This is a genomic window from Janthinobacterium sp. Bl 1 (genome assembly GCF_058215535.1).
This window is the reverse complement of record NZ_CM177086.1, coordinates 445,311-462,233: the sequence shown is the minus strand read 5'-3', so window position 1 is coordinate 462,233 and position 16,923 is coordinate 445,311. Positions and strand designations below refer to the sequence as shown.

The window sequence follows — 16,923 nt, the reverse complement described above, 5'->3', positions numbered from 1 at the left end:
ATAGGAATGAAATGGATAAATTGCAGGCGATGCAGCTGTTTCGCCGCGTGGCCGAGCTGGGCAGCTTTCGCCGCGCCGCCGATGAACTGGACCTGTCGGCGTCATATGTGAGCCGGCGCATCGGCCAGCTGGAACAGGAACTGGGTGGGCGCCTGATGACGCGCACCACGCGCCAGCTGGCCCTGACGGAAACGGGCGCCGCCTACCTCGAGCACTGCCGCAAGCTGCTCGACGAGCTGGCGCAAGCGGAAGACATGGTGGCCCACTCGACGGCGCACGTGACGGGCCGCCTGCGCATCAACGCGCCGCTGACCTTGGGCGTGGGCGAGCTGGCCGAGGGCCTGGCCGATTTCATGGCCGACTGGCCCGCGCTGCGCCTGGACGTCGACCTGAAGGATGAATATGTCGACCTGGCGGCCGCCAACTACGACCTGGGCTTTCGCGTCACCACCGCGCTCAACGATTCGAGCTACGTGGCGCGCCATATCCACGACTACCGCCTGCACATCTGCTGCGCGCCCGCCTACCTGGAACGCCACGGCCCCTTGCGGGAAGCCACGGACCTGACGCGCCAGCGCTGCTTCATCTACAGCCACGCGCTGTTCGGCAGCCGCTGGCCGCTGCGCCATGCGGGACCGCACAGCGACATCGAAGTGCCGAACTGGGTCCGCACGAACAACACGCTGTTCATGCGCAGCCTGATCCTGCGCGGCCTGGGCATCGGCATCCTGCCCACCTTTGTCTGCCGCGAGGAACTGGCCAGCGGCGCCCTGGTCGAGCTGTTTCCAGACATCGAGCGGCCCAGCCTAGCGCTGTTCGCCATCTATCCGTCGCGCCAGCTGGTGGCGCCCCGCGTGACGCGCTGCATCGAGCACCTGAAGCAGTGGTATGCGCAGCGCTATCCCACGCCGGCTGCGTGAAGCCGGTAAAATCACGCCACTCTCAATCAAGGATGACCCATGATCAGCTGGCAATGGAACACGTTCGACGAACTCGGCCCCCACGATTTGTACCAGGTGCTGGCCTTGCGCCAGCGCGTGTTCGTCATCGAACAGCAGTGCATTTACCCGGACCTGGACGGCCATGACCAGCAAGCCATGCATTTGCTGGGCTGGCAAACGGTCGATGGCCAGCGCCGGCTGGCCACCTATCTGCGCGTGCTGGCGCCGGGCGCCAAGTACGTGGAAATGTCGCTGGGCCGCGTGCTGACGGCGCCCGAGGCGCGCACCACGGGCGCCGGCAAGCATCTGCTGGCGGAAGGCATCGCGCGGGCCGAACGCCGGCATCCCGGCCACGCCATCCGCATCGGCGCACAGCAGTACTTGGAGCGCTTCTATCAATCGTTCGGCTTTGTCACCGTCAGCGCGCCGTACGACGAAGACGGCATACAGCACGTCGACATGCTGCGCGCGGTGGAGCAAGCGGCATGACGACGGCCCTGATTTCCTGGAGCGGCGGCAAGGATTCCTGCCTGGCTCTGTGGCGCGCGCGCAACGCCGGCATGGACGTGCCTCTGCTGATCACGGCCATGGATGAAGATGGCCGCAAGTCGCGCTCGCACGGCGTGCCGCCCGAGCTGCTCGCCGCGCAGGCGGCCAGCCTGGGCGCGCGCCTGCAGCGCTATCACGCCAGCTGGGCCAGCTACGAAGAGCAATTCATCGCCATGCTGCGCGCGGCAAAGGCCGAGGGCATCGATCACGCGCTGTTTGGCGACATCGACCTGCAGCCGCACCGCGACTGGGAAGAAAAAGTCTGCGCGGTCGCCGGCCTGACGGCCCACCTGCCTCTGTGGGGCGGGGATCGCCGCGCGCTGGTCGACGAATTTCTCGCCGCCGGCTTCAAGGCCATCGTCGTGTGCATCAATGGCCAGCACCTGCCGCGCGCATTTTGCGGACGCGAGTTCAACGCTTCCTTCCTCGCCGACCTGCCGCCCGGCGTCGACGCCTGCGGTGAAAACGGCGAATTCCACACCTTCGTCTACGACGGGCCCGCCTTCAGCGCACCGGTGGCGCTGCGCCGCACGCAAGTGCTGCAATATGACGCGCCGGCCAAGCTGGGCGGCGCCACGTATTACTTCCAGGAACTGGCCCCGCCCGAGGCGTAAAGGGGCCGCCAAAGCAAAAAGGGCGATTCCGTGGAATCGCCCTTGTATTTGCTGCCCTGCGCGTGCTTACTTTTTCTTCACGCTCACCAGCTTGATCTCGAACAGCAAGCCGGCATAGCCAGGAATCTTCGGCGGGCTGCCCGCCTTGCCATAACCGAGGTCATATGGAATGGCCAGCACGCGCGTGCCGCCGACCTGCATGCCGACCAGGCCGCGGTCCCAGCCCAGGATGACCTGGCCGATACCGAGAGGGAAACTCAAACCGGCGCCAGTCTGGTTCGCATCGAATTGCACGCCCTTGTTGTCCGGCTTGCTTGCGTCATACAGCCAGCCCGTGTAAGTCACCAGCAGGGTATCGCCCGCTGCCGCTGCCGTACCGGTGCCGACCACCGGATTGGTAATGGTCAGTTCTTTCACTTGTGTATTCGGGTCGAGCACGACCGGCTTCTCGGTGTTGGCAGCAGCACCGCAAGCGGTCAGGGCCACGGCACAAGCGAGGGTGGCGATCATTTGAAATACCGATTTCATGGTTTCCCTTTAAATATTGGTGTGTGGCTGAGGCCCGTACGGTGCGGACCGGTGCGAGCAGCAGTTTAACAGGAGTCGCGCAGCCAATTTGTAAGCAGACGTAAGCACGGCGGAAGATTACCCAACAATACAACATTGCCAGAATAACCATTCCGCCGCATTGTCACGTCTAGATTTCCACCTGCGTGCCCAGTTCGATCACCCGGTTGCTCGGGATCTGATAGTAGTCGGCCGCCGTGCGCGCATTGCGCGACATGGTAACGAACAGATGCTCGCGCCACGGCATCATGCCGGCGCCCGGCGTCGAAATGATGGTCTGGCGCGCGATGAAGAACGACGTTTCCATCATCTCGAAATCCAGTCCCTGCTGCGCGCACTGGGCCAGCGCCGACGGAATGTCCGGTTCATCCTTGAAGCCGTAATGCACATTGACCTGGTAGCACTGGTGGCCCAGGTCCACCACGCGCACGCGCTCCGATGGCGCCACCCACGGTTCTTCATGCATGAAGACGGTAAGGAAAATGACGCGCTCATGCAACACCTTGTTGTGGAGCAAGTTATGCAGCAGCGCATGCGGCACGCCATCCGTTTCGCCGCGCAGGAAGATGGCCGTGCCCGGCACGCGCAGCGGCGGCGCGATGAACAGCGACGAAAGGAAATCGTCGAGCGGGATCGCATGCTTTTCCAGGTTCTGGAACACCAGCTGACGGCCGCGCTTCCAGGTCAGCATGACGATGAACAGAATCGAGCCCAGCAGCAGCGGGAACCAGCCGCCATGGAACAGTTTCAGGGCAGTCGCCGACACCAGGTTGACGTCGATGATCAGGAAAAAGCCCGTGGCGGCCCAGCACAGGGCCAGATTCATCTTCCAGCGGTAGCGGATGACGAAGAACGTCAGGATCGTGGTCGACAGCATGGTGGCCGTCACGGCGATACCGTAGGCGGCGGCCAGGTTTTCCGACGAGCCGAAGCCGACGACGGCCAGCAGCACCACGGCCAGCTGCAGCCAGTTCACGGCGGGGATGTAGATTTGCCCGATTTCGCTTTCCGACGTGTGGCGCACGCGCATGCGCGGCAAGAAGCCCAGCGCGATCGCCTGCTTGGTCATCGAGAAGGTGCCGGAAATGGTCGCCTGCGAGGCGATCACGGTGGCCATGGTCGACAGTATCACCAGCGGGTACACGCTCCACGCGCCCAGCTGCTGGTAAAACGGATTCGTGACGGCTTCCGGATGCGCGAGCAGCAAGCCGCCCTGGCCCAGGTAGTTCAGCGCCAGCGCGGGAAAGGCGATCAGGAACCAGGCCAGGCGGATCGGCTTCTTGCCGAAATGGCCCATGTCGGCGTACAGCGCCTCGGCGCCCGTCAGCGCCAGCACCACGGCGCCCAGGGCAACGAAGGCAACGAAGCCGTTATTCATCAGGAAGGTCGCCGCGTGCAGGGGATTGAGCGCGGCCAGGATGGCTGGCGACTTGATGATGTTGACCACGCCCATACCGGCCAGCGCGGCAAACCACAGCACCATGATGGGGGCAAAATAGCGGCCGATGCCGGCCGTGCCGTGCGATTGCACCGAGTACAGCGCCACCAGCACGACGATGGTCAGCGGCACGACATACGGACTGAAGGCGGGCGTGGCCACTTCCAGGCCTTCGATGGCCGACAGCACGGAGATGGCCGGCGTGATCACGCTGTCGCCATAGAACAGGGTGGCGCCGAAGACGCCGATCACCATCAGCGGGAAATGCCAGCGCGACAGACGGCTGACGGACGACAGCACCAGTGCCATCAGGGCCATGATGCCGCCCTCGCCGCGGTTATCGGCGCGCAGCACCAGGGTCACGTACTTGAGCGAGACGATCAGGGTCAGGCCCCAGAAGATCAGCGAGACGATGCCCAGCAAGTTCTCGGGCGACAGCATCAGGCCGTGGGCCGGGTCGAAGACGGTCTTCAGGGTGTACAGCGGACTGGTACCGATATCGCCGTAAACGATGCCGACGGCCGCCAAGGTCAGGCCAGCCAGGCCGCTTTTTTTATGTTCCGACGTCAAGATTGCACCCGTTTTTGTTTTGTTGCATCGCACAATATGATAGGTATTAGCAAATAGCAAGAGTATTTTTGCATGGTTCCGCAGCTGCCCCAAAGTCGTGGTTTTGTGCCGCTCCGCCTTGCTGCGCGGGCTTGCGGCCATTGATTTGTTGCCATTCTACGCCTCGCCAGCGGCGCCGGGCAGCCCCCGATGTTTTCAGCCATAATGACAGACTGTCTACTCTCCTGCGAAGCCCATCATGAATCCAGGCATGTTGTACGCCTCCCTCGCCTTCCTGTGCTGGGGCCTGTTCCCCCTGTACTTTCATGCCATCGGCGAGATCGCGCCGCAGGAGATCCTCGCGCACCGCATGGTCTGGTCGCTGTTGTTCCTCGGTATCGTGCTGACCGTGCGCCGGCAGTGGAGCTGGCTGGGCAGCCTGAAAGCGCAGCCCAAGGTCGTGGCCAGCTTCGTCGCCAGTGCGTTTTTGCTCTCGGCCAACTGGTTCATCTATATCTGGGCCGTCAACAATGGTCACGTGGTCGACGCCAGCCTCGGCTACTTCATTACGCCCCTGATCAATGTCATGCTGGGCTTTCTGCTGCTGCACGAACGCCTGCACCGCCTGCAGTGGCTGGCCATCGGTCTGGCCGCCTGCGGCGTGGCCTGGCTCACCTGGCAGGCGGGGCAAGTGCCCTGGATCGCCCTGCTGCTGGCGGCCACCTTCGGCGGCTATGGCTTGCTGCGCAAGACGGCCGCGCTGGGCGCGCTGGAAGGCCTGTCGTTCGAAACATTGATTCTGTTCCCCCTGGCGCTGGCCTACATGCTGTGGCTGGCCTGGCATGGTCAGAGCGGCTTCGTCAATACAGATTCCACCGCCACGCGCGCGCTGCTGCTGGCATCCGGCCCCATCACGGCCATTCCCCTGCTGCTGTTTGCCGCCGGCGCGCGCCGCCTGCCGCTGGCCGTGCTGGGGCTATTGCAATACATCGCCCCCACGGGCCAGCTCCTGATCGGCGTATGGGTCTTCCATGAATCGTTCACGCCCGAGCGCATGCTGGGCTTCCTCGTCATCTGGACGGCGCTGGGCCTGTATGCGGCCGAAGGCCTGTGGAGCAGCCGCCGCGCGCGCGTGGCCGCCTGACCGGTCCGTTCCGGCAGCGCACAGCGCTGGCCGGAAGCGGGCGTTTACCGTATCCTGTCCGTCTTTGTATATCACCCGAGATTTCTAATGGCAAATTACGTCTACACCATGAATCGCGTGGGCAAAATCGTCCCGCCCAAGCGCCAGATTCTGAAAGATATTTCCCTCTCCTTCTTCCCAGGCGCGAAGATCGGCGTGCTGGGCCTGAACGGCTCCGGTAAATCGACCCTGCTGAAAATCATGGCAGGCATCGACACCGACATCCAGGGCGAAGCCGTGCCGATGCCGGGCCTGAACATCGGCTACCTGCCGCAGGAACCGCAGCTGGACCCGGCAAAAACCGTGCGCCAGGAAGTCGAATCGGGCCTGGGCGAAGTATTTGAAGCGCAAGCCAAGCTGGAAGCCGTGTACGCCGCGTATGCCGAGGAAGACGCCGATTTCGACGCCCTGGCCACGGAACAGGCACGCCTGGAAGCGATCATCTCGACTTCCGACGGCGGCAATTTGAATCTGCAGCTGGAAATGGCCGCCGACGCGCTGCGCCTGCCGCCATGGGACGCCACCATCGGCGTGCTGTCCGGCGGTGAAAAGCGCCGCGTGGCGCTGTGCAAGCTGCTGCTGTCGAAACCCGACATGCTGCTGCTCGACGAGCCGACCAACCATCTGGATGCGGAATCGGTCGACTGGCTGGAACAATTCCTGCTGCGCTTCCCCGGCACCGTGGTGGCCATCACCCATGACCGCTACTTCCTCGACAACGCGGCAGAGTGGATCCTGGAGCTGGACCGCGGCCACGGCATTCCATGGAAGGGTAACTACTCGACCTGGCTGGATCAGAAGCAAGCCCGTTTGAAGCAGGAAGAGGCGACGGAATCGGCGCGCCAGAAAGCGCTGCAGAAGGAATTGGAATGGTCGCGCCAGAACCCGAAAGCGCGCCAGGCCAAGTCGAAAGCCCGTCTGGCCCGCTTCAACGAGCTGTCCGAGCACGAATACCAGAAGCGCAACGAAACGCAGGAGATCTTTATTCCCGTGGCAGAGCGCCTGGGCAATGAAGTCATCGAGTTCAAGAACGTGTCGAAAGCGTTCGGCGACCGCCTGCTGATCGATAACCTGAGCTTCACCGTGCCGCCAGGCGCCATCGTCGGCATCATCGGCCCCAACGGCGCCGGTAAATCGACCCTGTTCAAGATGATCACCGGCAAGGAAACGCCGGACAGCGGCGAAGTGGCCATCGGCCAGACGGCGCGCGTGTCCATCGTCGATCAGAACCGCGATAGTCTCGCTGACAACAAATCCGTGTTCGAAGACGTGTCCGGCGGCGCCGACATGCTGACCGTGGGCCGCTTCGAAATGCCGTCGCGCGCCTACCTGGGCCGCTTCAACTTCAAGGGCTCGGACCAGCAAAAGCAAGTGGGCAACCTGTCCGGCGGTGAACGCGGCCGTCTGCACCTGGCGAAAACCCTCCTAATGGGCGGCAACGTCCTGCTGCTCGATGAACCGTCGAACGATCTGGACGTGGAAACCTTGCGCGCGCTGGAAGACGCCCTGCTGGAATTTGCCGGCAGCGTCATGGTCATTTCCCATGACCGCTGGTTCCTCGACCGTATCGCCACGCACATCCTGGCGTTCGAAGGCAACTCGCAAGTCACCTTCTTCGACGGCAACTATCAAGAGTACGAAGCCGACAAGAAGAAACGCCTGGGTGAAGAAGGCGCGAAACCAAAACGTATCCGCTACAAGCCTTTGACCACGTAATTTCGGTCTGGCCATGCAAAAAGGCAGTTACCTCGCGGTAACTGCCTTTTTTTTCAGCAAACTTCCAGGTGATTAGAAGTTGTAGCGTGCGCCTAAAGCCAGGCCCGTAGCCTTGCGGCCCTGGTCGGCGCTCTTGCCGAAGTGTTCCACTTCCGCCGTCAGCGAGACTTTCTCGTTGATCGCGTACTGGGCGCCGACGGAAGCGTACACGCCCGTCTTGTCGTTGCCGCTGATGCCGGTCGACAAGCCCGTGCCGCTCAAGCTATTCTTGACCTTGGCCACACCGAGCTTGCCGAACACGCCGACCTTGTCGGTCACGGGCATGGTGGCCTTGCCGGCCAGGTAGTAGCCGTGCGAATCGCTTTTCACGGAACCGTTGCCGGCGCCGGTGACATAGCTGTAATCCTTGCTGCCGAAATCGGCATAACCGCCCTCGACCGCCCAGGTTTTATCGAAATCGTAACCGGCGAAGATCTTGGCGCCTGCCTTGTAGCCGCTGTGATTATCGGCGCTGGTGGCGCCAGGAATATCGAAGTTATAACGGTTGCCCGTGACGCCGGCACCCACATAGGCGCCTTCGGCGTGTGCGGCGCTCATGCCGGTCAGTGCGGTAACGGAAGCGATCATTGCAAACAGGATTTTCTTCTTCATCATGTTCTCTCTCTTAATTGGTGGATGTTCCTAGATTCATGCCTGGATTCGCAGTTCAGCGAAGTGCGATGAGGACACAATAACAGCCGAAAAAAGCTACGTCTTTCATCATTCCGTAAGAACTGTGACAAGATGTAAGTCGAGACTCCAAACTGACAATAACCGTAAAATGCGCAACGTTGAGCGAACTTAAGATAGACTTAAGAACATTATCGATTTTCAGTCAGAGGAGAAGTGCATGCATAAACGCCAGTTTCTCGCCGCCGCCATGGCCGGCGCGGCCCTGCCCGCCATCGCCCGGGCGGCACCCGCCGGCCTGCGCGGTCCGGCCTTGCTGACCGTCACGGGCAGCATCGACAAGCCGAACCGGGGTCCGTTCGACGCCGTGCGCGACCAGATGATGCACAAGCAAAAGATCAGTTTTGAGCGGGCGCGGGCATTCGACTTTGCGGCGCTGGCGAACCTGCCGGCGCGCACGATCCACCCCACCCTGGAATACGACGGCAAGGCGCATGCCTTGCGCGGGCCGTTGCTGGTCGATGTATTGAAGGCGGCGGGCGCGCCCGAGGAAGGTGAGATTCGCTTGCTGCTGCGCGCCGTCGATGGCTATGCGGCGGCGCTGACCATGGCGCAGGCGCGCGCGCAGCGTTTTATTGTCGCCACCCACCTGGACGGGCAGGCGATGGCGCTGGGCGGGCTGGGGCCGCTATGGGCGATCCACGATGCGGACCGCATCGCGGCCGTGGCGGCTCTGCCCCTGGCCGAACGCTACGCCAACTGCCCGTGGGCGCTGTATCACATCGGCGTGGAGACAGGCTGAGGCGGTTGAGGCAGATTATGCGTAGGCTTCCGCCATCGACATCACCCTCGGAGCGATAACGATGCCATGCTCTTCGAACAGCGCCGTGATGGCCGCCACGTTCTGCGTGCACTCCTCGGTCTTCCAGCCCTTGAAGATATCCGTGCCATCCTTCTGGAAATGCAGATCCAGCACTTTGCCCCCGTCCTTGTGCAGGTAGGGCGAGCTATAGGTGTTCTCGAAGCCGAGCGCCTTCAATTGCCCCAGCAAGGCTGATGGCGGATGGTCGGGATCGGTGGCGAGAAAAATGCCGAAGGTCTTGCCAGGCGGCTTGGCGGCGATGTCGACCTCGTAGATGCCGGGGGCCTTGCTGACGGACGTACTCTTTAAAAATAACATGCAACACTCCCTGCGCGTAATATCCTGCGCCTGAAACGGGCGGCAAGACAGGGGCGGTGCGCAATGATTCCCCTCGTCAAATCTTATTGCTAATTGGCATCTTTGTCGACAAATCGGCACTTTTATTTGGTAAGTCGTGGTTATCTTGTCGCGTTCGCCAGGGTAAATTATCAATAAAACCAGTTATCATTGCGCCAATACCCGCCCTGCTGCATACTTTTGGCTTGCGTCACGATAGCCTTCCCGCCGGCCACTCCCCTCGTCTCCATGCGTCTTCTGTCGATCAAATACCGCCTGCTCATCCTCCTGACCCTGATCCTGGGGGCGGGCTTCATGGCGACCAGCCTGGCCAGCTACCTGGCCTCGCGCCAGGCCATCGAACACGGCATCGCCGACCAGACCTTGCCGCTGACGGGCGACAATATTTATTCGGAGATCCAGAAGGACATGCTGCGCCCCGTCTTCATTTCCTCGCTGATGGCGCACGACACCTTCGTGCGCGACTGGATACTGGCCGGCGAAAACAAGCCGGAGCAGATCGTGCGCTACCTGGCCGAGGTCAAGAAGAAGTACGGCGCCATCACCAGCTTTCTCGTCTCGGACAAGAGCAGCAAATATTACTATGCGGAAGGCACCTTGAAATCCGTCAGCCCGCAGGCGACGCGCGACATCTGGTACTACCGCGTGCGCGCCATGGACAAGACCGATTATGAAACGAATGTCGACATCGACATGGCCAACCGCGACAGCATGACCATCTTCATCAACCACCGCGTGGTTGACTACGACGGCCAGTTCATCGGCGCCACCGGCATCGGCCTGACTCTGGACACCATGAGCCACATCATCGACCGCTACCAGGCGCGCTTCCACCGCAACATCTATTTTGTCGATGCCGCCGGCACGCTGGTATTGGCGGGCAAGACCATGCGCAACGGGCGCGGCAATATCCGCAGCCTGCCCGGCGTGCGCGCCATTGCCGAGCAGATCATCAACCACCGGAGCGAACCGACGCATCTGTCGTACCAGCTGGGCCGCGCGGAAATCCTCGTCAATTCGCGTTTCATCCCCGAACTGGGCTGGTATCTGGTGGTCGAGCAGAATGTCAGCGACGAAGTCCAGTCGCTGCAGCGCGTGTTCATCTTCAACCTGGCCATCAGCTTTGGCGTGACCGTGCTGGTCCTGCTGCTGACCTTGCTGACGGTGAACCGCTACCAGCGCCGCATCGAGCGCATCGCCTCGACGGATGCGCTGACCGGGCTATTGAACCGCCAATCGCTGGAATTGCTGTTCCAGCGCGCCATGCTCCTATCCAGACGCAACGAACAGCCGATGTCCGCCATACTCTTCGACATCGATTTCTTCAAGCGCGTCAACGATACGCACGGCCACCTGTGGGGCGACAAGGTCATCCGAGGCGTGGCCGACGTGGCGCGCGCCACCGTGCGCGAAAGCGACGTCATCACGCGCTGGGGCGGCGAGGAATATTTGGTACTGCTGAATAACTGCAGCCTGGCGCAAGCGGCGGAAGTGGCGGAAAACCTGCGCGCCGCCATCGAAGGCCACGATTTCGGCCTGCCCGCGCCGCAGCTACCCGTGACGATCAGCCTGGGCGTGGCCGAGTACAGGCCGGAGGAAAGCGAATCGGCCTTCTTTTCACGCGCCGACAGCGCCTTGTACCAGGCCAAGCATCACGGCCGCAATGGCGTGCACGCCGCCTGAGTCATCCGCCGCGCTTGCGCCTGGCCAGGTCCTGCGTGGGCGCCACCAGCGCGCGGTACAGCTCGCCAGTGGCGGCATCCCAGCTTTGCACCGCCAGCTGCTGGCGTTGCACGGTGGCAGAATCGCCGCGTGCGATGGGGCCGGACAGCGCTGGCGCGGCGCCCAGGCGGAATACATTGGCCACCGCTTCCGTCACCAGCGGCTGCGCCAGTTCGCGCGCCACCGGCTCGGGAATGCCGGCCGCCTGATACGCGCGCAAGGCCGCGTCGAGCACCGTCACCAGGTAATTGCTGGCGAAGACGGCAGCGGCGTGATACAGGGTCTTGGCGGCCGGATCGATGGGCACGGGGCGCGCGCCGATGGCATTCAAGGCGGGCGTGAGGAAGGCCAGCGCCAGCGGGTCGCCTTCCACGCCGCAAAACGTGCCGTCAAAGGTGGCGGCCACCTGTGCCGGATCGGCAAAGCTGCGGATCGGGTGGGCGCTGGCGACAAACGCGCCGGCCTGCGTAGCCGCCAGCAGCACGTTCGAGGCCAGCGCGCCGCTGCAGTGAAACACGATGGCGCCCGCCTGCCGTCCTTCGGCCACCAGCGCCGCACAGGCCGGACCGATCTGGTCGTCGGAGACGGCCAGCATGGTGACGTCGGCGTGGCGCAAGGCCGCATAGCTGTCGACGGGCGTGCCGGCGCCGATGAAAGCCACGGCCGCCTGCGCCGAGGCCATCGACCGTGTCAGCACATCCTGCACCAGGATTTTTCCACCATGCGTCCCCTCGGTTTGCGCAAACAGCCTGCCCAGCACACGGCCCACGTGGCCGGCGCCGATGATATTGAGTGTGACGTTCATGATGATTTTCTAAAAACTCGATCCCGGCTGGCGCAAAAATTCCAGCTCTTGCGGCGTGGACGCGCGGCCGAGGATGGCGTTACGGTGCGGGAAACGGCCAAAGCGGGCGATGACTTCCTGGTGGCGCTCGGCGTAGTCGAGCATGCCGTCAAAACCGGGCTGCGCCTGCGACAGCAGCTGGAACAGCTCGACGGCGCGCGCCTGCATGGCCAGGTCTTCCGCATGTTCGAACGGCAGGTAGGCAAAAGCGCGCAGCATCGGCGGCAGCTGGCGGTCCTGCCCCGCTTGCGTCAAGGCGATGGCCAGCGCCAGCGCCTGAGCATCGCCGGCAAAGGCGCGCGGCGTGCCGCGATACACATTGCGCGTAAACTGGTCGAGCACGATGAGGCGCGCCAGCGCGCCGTGCGGCGTCGCATCCCACGCGCGCAAACCGCCGTCGATGGCGGCATCGATCAGCGCACCGAAACGCGCGCGTATCTGCGCGTCAAAAGCGTCATCCTTGCGGAACCATTCCGCACGCGACTGGCCATAGTCTGGGTTATCCGGCGGCAGGAACCAGAAATCGAGTACCTCTTGGGCCTGTGCATCCATGTCCATCCTCTCAGCATCCAGATCAATTGCGGGCATGCGACAGCTGGAAGCCGGCGATGCCTTCGAAGGCGGCCAGTTCGGCCGACATGGCCGACAGGCTGGCGCCCGTGTTCTTGCCATGCGCGATGGCGACAAAGCGCCATTCCTGCATGCCGTCGTTGCTGCCGATGGTCAGTGAGCCGCCGGCAATGTCGTAGCCGCGCTTGGCGGCCATGCGCCGCAGCGCATCTTCGCGGGGAATGAACCCCTGCTTGAAGCGCATGGTGATGGCCACCGCGTGGCGCGACGGCAGCCAGTTCTCCAATTTTGACAGAAAAATCATCGCCATCGCGCACAAAAAGGCCAGGCCCATGGCCGACAGATAAAAGCCGATGCCAACCATGATGCCGATCACGGACGAAGCCCAGATCGAGGCGGCCGTCGTCAGGCCGCTGATATTGAAACCCTCGCGCATGATGACACCGGCGCCGAGAAAACCCACGCCCGTGACGATGCCCTGGATCACGCGCGTGGGGTCGCTGCCGACGATGGCGCCATGGCCGCCGTACCAGAACTCCGGATAGCCGCCCAGCACTGTCAGCGCCGCCGAGGCCATGCAGACCAGGCTGTAGGTGCGCATGCCCGCCGCGCGCCCGTGATACGAACGCTCGTAACCCACCAGCAAACCCAGCAGCAGCGCACCGAGCAGGTTCAGCAGGATCACGCCATTCGTCGCCAGCTCGGCCGGCGACCAGTAGGCGCGCAGGAAGTCGATGGTCGGCATTTAGGGCTTTTTCGTCAGCTGCTTTTCAAACGCCACGTCGAGCTTGCTGACGCGGCGCGCCTTTTGCGGTCCCAGGCCATTGACGAAGGCGACAAAGGCATCGAGTTCCAGCGGCGGGCACAAAGGCGGCAAGCCGGGACCTTCGGTGAGGAAAAACAGTTCATCGCCCGTGCGCGCCATCGTGTAGAGGCGGTTGCCGGTGCGTTCCTTGAGCCGCTCGATGGCGGACGTGGCGCGGGTCGAGCGCATCAGATGGCTCCCGTGCGCTGTTCCAGCCACGCCAGCGCATCGCCGGCCAGGTGCGGCGCCAGGCGCGCGCGCACGGTGGCGTGATAATCGTTGAGCCAGGCCGCCTCGTCGTCGCGCAACAGCGAGCGTTCCACGCAGCGCGTATCGATCGGGCAAAGGGTCAAGGTTTCGAAGCGGAGGAATTCGCCGAACTGTGTCGTCTCTGCGGGCACATTCAGCACCAGGTTCTCGATGCGGATGCCCCACTGGCCGGGGCGATAAATGCCCGGCTCGATGGAGGTGATCATGCCCGCTTCCATGGCCGTCTGCGGCTCCGGCATGGCGGACTGGGAAATCGATTGCGGTCCTTCATGGACATTGAGGAAAAATCCCACGCCGTGGCCCGTACCGTGGCCAAAGTCGATGCCTTCGGCCCACAGCGGTGCGCGGGCAATAGAGTCGAGCATGGGCGACTTCACGCCGCGCGGGAACTGCGCGCGCGACAGGGCGATCATGCTGCGCAAGACCAGGGTGAAATCGCGCTTGTGCCCGGCCGTGATCGTGCCGACGGGGACCACGCGCGTAATGTCCGTGGTGCCGCCCCAATACTGGCCGCCCGAGTCGATCAGCAGCAAGCCGTCGCCTTCGATGGTGGCCGCAGTATCCGCATGGGCGTGGTAATGCATGATGGCGCCATGCGCATTGAAGCCGGCGATGGTGCCGAAGCTGGGGCTGACAAAGTGCGCGCGGCGGGCGCGGGCAGCCGTCAGGTGTTCGTCAACGCCGATTTCCGTCAACGGCGCGCGCTGCGGGTCGGCCAGGGTGCCGTCCAGCCAGCTGAAAAACTCGCACAGGGCGGCGCCATCCTGCTCCATGGCGGCGCGCACGTGGGCCGCTTCGCCGTCCGTCTTGCGCGACTTGGCCAGGGTGGTCGGGTTGATAGCTTCCACCACGCGCACGCCATCGGCCACGGCCTGGCGCGTGCCGAACGTGATGCGGCGCGGATCGAGCAGCAAGCTGGCGCCGGCCGGCAAGGCGGCCAGTGCGGCCGCCGTGCGGTCATACGCGGCCACGTCCACGCCCTCGCTCTCCAGGGTGGCGCGCAGCGCGGCGGGCAGCTTGCCTTCGGCGACGAACAGGGTGGCGCGCTCCGGTCCCACCAGCGCATGCGCGAGGAAGACGGGGTTGTAACTGACGTCGGCGCCGCGCAGGTTGAACAGGTACGCGATGTCGTCGAGCGTGGAAATCACATGGTGGCTGGCGCCGTGGGCGGCCATGCCGGCGCGCAGGGCCGCCAGTTTCTGCGTGCGCGACAGCGACGGATAGGCGGCAGCATGTTCAACCACGGGCGCGGCCGGCATGGCCGGGCGATCGGGCCAGACGGCTTGCAGCACGTCGGTGTCCGTGCGCAGGGTCACTTGCTCACCCAGCGCCTGCTGCAGCAGGCGCGCATTGGCCAGGCCCAGCACGGCACCGTCGACGGCCACCGTCTGCCCCGGCTGCATGGTCTCGCCCAGCCAGTCGATATACAGCACGCTGGCGCCGGACGGGATTTTTTTGAGAACGATGCCGCTGCCGGCCAGCTCGTCTTCCGCCTGTTCCCAGTAGCGGCCATCGGTCCACACGCCGGCGACATCCTGCGTCACGACCAGGGTGCCGACGGAACCCGTAAAGCCCGACAGCCACTCACGGCCCTGCCAGCGCGCCGGCAGGTACTCGGACAAATGCGGGTCGGCCGATGGCACGATCAGGGCATCGATATGCTGCGCGCGCATGGCGCTGCGCAGCAAGGTCAAACGGGAGGCGGGATTAGCTTGAGCGGATGTCTGCATGGCGGCGAAAAGGGCTGTGCTGGGAAGCGATCATGATACTCCGATTAGGCCGGCTAATGCACTGCACGCACGCCACGCCCGTTCGGCCGGTTTCAGATTGCGTTCCAGCTTCTTGCGGATGCCCGCATGGCGCACCTGCGCCAGCGCCGTGCGCAAGGCCAGCAAGCTTTCGGGCGTGGGGATGGTTTCCACCGCATGGCCCAGCGCCATCGCCAGCGATTGCGACGGCGCGCTTTTTGCCGTGCCGGGCGCCACGCATGCCAAAGGCAGCAAGACGGCGATCACGGGCGCGAACCAGGCATCATCACGATAGGCGGCGACCCGCGCGGCACGCGCCAGCACGCCGGAATCTGCCGTGGCAAAGGCGGCATCGGCTGCATACGGCAGCTGGCCGTCATGGATGGCGGCGATATGCGCAGCCGCCTGTTCCAGTATCGTGCGCGCAAAATCGATATACGCCGCATCGTCGGCCAGCACCATCGCGGGATCCGCCTCGCCGATACTGTTGCGGTTCCAGAAGCTGCTATGGGGCGAACCGGCCAGCGCCAGCAGGGAGGCATCGCACAGTTGCGGCAGCAAGGCCAGTTCGCGCAAGGTCAGCGGCATCGGCAGCAAGGCGTGGCGTGCCTGCATGGCAGCATCCAGCCGCGCCAGCGCCTTGGCGCCAGCCAGACGCGCCTGCAGGAATGACTGGTAGTGCTGCTCCGTCAAGTGCCGTACGTCATCCATCGACACCTCAGTCTCCATCATCGGCCTCGTAGCGGCGCAAGCCTTCCAGGTCCAGCACGCGGATGCCGCCGTAATCGAGGCGCAATAAACCTTTTTTTTCCAGCACCTGCAAGGCCTGGTTGGCGCGCTGGCGCGAGGAACCGGACAGCAGGCCGATTTCTTCCTGCGACAGTTGCACCAGGGTGTCCACGCTTGGGTACAGATGCGAATGGAACATCGACGCCAGGCAGCGCGCCACGCGCGTGTTCAGGTCGAGCAGGCGCTCGTTTTCCATCATGCCGATGAACTGGCCCAGGCGCTCGTTGAGCTGCATCAGCAGGAAGCGCGTGAATGGCAGGCTCGTTTCCAGCAGCCAGTGGAAGGTGCTGGCAGGCAGGCGCGCCACGCGCGTATCGCGCACGGCGATGGTGTCGTATTTGCGCATCTCGCGCTTGAGCAGCGAACCTTCGCCAAACCAGCTGCCCGGTGACAAGCCCGTAAACGTCATGGCCTTGCCGGAAGCGGAAAAATTATTCATCTTGACCATGCCGCTGATGACGCCGATCCAGTTGTCCACCGGCTCGCCCTTGCGGCAGACAAAGCCGCCTTTCGGCACGAAAGTCTCGAACACATCGGCCTCGACCCGTGCCATTTGCACGGGGTCGAGCAGCTGCGCCCAGTGGGCCGCGCGCACGGCATCCTTGAGGCTGATATCAGGATTGATCATTGTGCGATGCACCATCGAAAAGTGGGTAAATGTCCCCGAAAAGACAACTTGGCAAACTAACGCAAGCTACTATCATTGCACAAACGCCTTACACATAAAAAA

The 16,923-nt window shown here is 63.4% G+C and carries 18 protein-coding genes; 7 read left to right on the top strand and 11 right to left on the bottom strand.

What is annotated here, in order from left to right:
• Positions 1–11: 11 nt before the first annotated feature.
• From AC4BCN_RS02050 to AC4BCN_RS02040, 3 genes are read left to right on the top strand one after another with little or no spacing between them, the layout of a single operon-like run.
• The gene (locus tag AC4BCN_RS02050; RefSeq protein ID WP_070304446.1) at positions 12–920 is read left to right on the top strand and encodes a LysR family transcriptional regulator; all 909 of its coding nucleotides are present in this window, start codon (positions 12–14) and stop codon (positions 918–920) included.
• A 39-nt stretch (positions 921–959) separates the two neighbouring features.
• The gene (locus AC4BCN_RS02045) at positions 960–1,430 is read left to right on the top strand and encodes a GNAT family N-acetyltransferase (RefSeq protein ID WP_490492465.1); all 471 of its coding nucleotides are present in this window, start codon (positions 960–962) and stop codon (positions 1,428–1,430) included.
• Positions 1,427–2,104, top strand: coding sequence for a Dph6-related ATP pyrophosphatase (locus tag AC4BCN_RS02040; protein ID WP_490492464.1), 678 nt, complete (start codon positions 1,427–1,429; stop codon positions 2,102–2,104). Before AC4BCN_RS02045 ends, AC4BCN_RS02040 begins: the two co-directional genes overlap by 4 nt.
• A gap of 66 nt (positions 2,105–2,170) precedes the next feature.
• Here the strand turns inward: AC4BCN_RS02040 and AC4BCN_RS02035 are convergent, their stop codons facing one another.
• Together AC4BCN_RS02035 and AC4BCN_RS02030 are read right to left on the bottom strand one after the other, a co-directional pair.
• Complete coding sequence (locus AC4BCN_RS02035) at positions 2,171–2,632, bottom strand: FKBP-type peptidyl-prolyl cis-trans isomerase (protein WP_456148183.1); 462 nt, start codon at positions 2,630–2,632, stop codon at positions 2,171–2,173.
• A gap of 169 nt (positions 2,633–2,801) precedes the next feature.
• Positions 2,802–4,679 (bottom strand): potassium transporter Kup, encoded by a 1,878-nt coding sequence (locus AC4BCN_RS02030; protein ID WP_139091334.1) that lies wholly within the window; start codon positions 4,677–4,679, stop codon positions 2,802–2,804.
• Positions 4,680–4,917: 238 nt separating this feature from the next.
• On the opposite strand from AC4BCN_RS02030, the gene rarD reads away from it, so the two are divergent.
• A complete protein-coding gene (gene rarD / locus AC4BCN_RS02025; protein ID WP_490492463.1) occupies positions 4,918–5,802 on the top strand; it encodes an EamA family transporter RarD in 885 nt (294 codons plus the stop codon).
• An 87-nt stretch (positions 5,803–5,889) separates the two neighbouring features.
• Complete coding sequence (gene ettA / locus AC4BCN_RS02020; RefSeq protein ID WP_034752850.1) at positions 5,890–7,557, top strand: energy-dependent translational throttle protein EttA; 1,668 nt, start codon at positions 5,890–5,892, stop codon at positions 7,555–7,557.
• A gap of 72 nt (positions 7,558–7,629) precedes the next feature.
• Here ettA and AC4BCN_RS02015 read toward each other — a convergent pair whose 3' ends face one another.
• On the bottom strand, positions 7,630–8,211 hold the full coding sequence (locus AC4BCN_RS02015) for a porin family protein (RefSeq protein ID WP_034752848.1): 582 nt from the start codon (positions 8,209–8,211) through the stop codon (positions 7,630–7,632).
• A 235-nt stretch (positions 8,212–8,446) separates the two neighbouring features.
• On the opposite strand from AC4BCN_RS02015, the gene AC4BCN_RS02010 reads away from it, so the two are divergent.
• Positions 8,447–9,028, top strand: coding sequence for a putative pterin-binding protein (locus AC4BCN_RS02010; RefSeq protein WP_490492462.1), 582 nt, complete (start codon positions 8,447–8,449; stop codon positions 9,026–9,028).
• Between the two features lie 15 nt (positions 9,029–9,043).
• Here AC4BCN_RS02010 and AC4BCN_RS02005 read toward each other — a convergent pair whose 3' ends face one another.
• Complete coding sequence (locus AC4BCN_RS02005; protein WP_490492461.1) at positions 9,044–9,406, bottom strand: hypothetical protein; 363 nt, start codon at positions 9,404–9,406, stop codon at positions 9,044–9,046.
• Between the two features lie 267 nt (positions 9,407–9,673).
• On the opposite strand from AC4BCN_RS02005, the gene AC4BCN_RS02000 reads away from it, so the two are divergent.
• Positions 9,674–11,128, top strand: a complete 1,455-nt coding sequence (locus tag AC4BCN_RS02000) for a sensor domain-containing diguanylate cyclase (protein WP_490492460.1) — start codon at positions 9,674–9,676, stop codon at positions 11,126–11,128.
• A 1-nt stretch (position 11,129) separates the two neighbouring features.
• On the opposite strand, the gene AC4BCN_RS01995 is transcribed toward AC4BCN_RS02000, so the two are convergent.
• The 7 genes from AC4BCN_RS01995 to AC4BCN_RS01965 are packed head-to-tail and all read right to left on the bottom strand — an operon-like array spanning position 11,130 to position 16,821.
• Positions 11,130–11,972, bottom strand: a complete 843-nt coding sequence (locus AC4BCN_RS01995) for a Rossmann-like and DUF2520 domain-containing protein (protein ID WP_070304440.1) — start codon at positions 11,970–11,972, stop codon at positions 11,130–11,132.
• 9 nt (positions 11,973–11,981) lie between these two features.
• Entirely contained in the window at positions 11,982–12,569 is a 588-nt protein-coding gene (locus tag AC4BCN_RS01990) for a DUF924 family protein (RefSeq protein ID WP_490492459.1), read from the bottom strand.
• Between the two features lie 16 nt (positions 12,570–12,585).
• A complete protein-coding gene (locus tag AC4BCN_RS01985) occupies positions 12,586–13,326 on the bottom strand; it encodes an MgtC/SapB family protein (RefSeq protein ID WP_092713279.1) in 741 nt (246 codons plus the stop codon).
• Positions 13,327–13,575, bottom strand: a complete 249-nt coding sequence (locus AC4BCN_RS01980; protein ID WP_034752831.1) for a hypothetical protein — start codon at positions 13,573–13,575, stop codon at positions 13,327–13,329.
• Positions 13,575–15,386, bottom strand: coding sequence for an aminopeptidase P family protein (locus AC4BCN_RS01975; protein ID WP_490492458.1), 1,812 nt, complete (start codon positions 15,384–15,386; stop codon positions 13,575–13,577). The genes AC4BCN_RS01980 and AC4BCN_RS01975 overlap by 1 nt, the downstream gene beginning before the upstream one ends.
• 30 nt (positions 15,387–15,416) lie before the next feature.
• Positions 15,417–16,136: a hypothetical protein gene (locus AC4BCN_RS01970; protein ID WP_490492457.1), complete on the bottom strand. Its 720-nt coding sequence runs from the start codon at positions 16,134–16,136 to the stop codon at positions 15,417–15,419.
• Entirely contained in the window at positions 16,123–16,821 is a 699-nt protein-coding gene (locus AC4BCN_RS01965) for a Crp/Fnr family transcriptional regulator (protein WP_034752824.1), read from the bottom strand. The genes AC4BCN_RS01970 and AC4BCN_RS01965 overlap by 14 nt, the downstream gene beginning before the upstream one ends.
• Positions 16,822–16,923 lie beyond the last annotated feature (102 nt).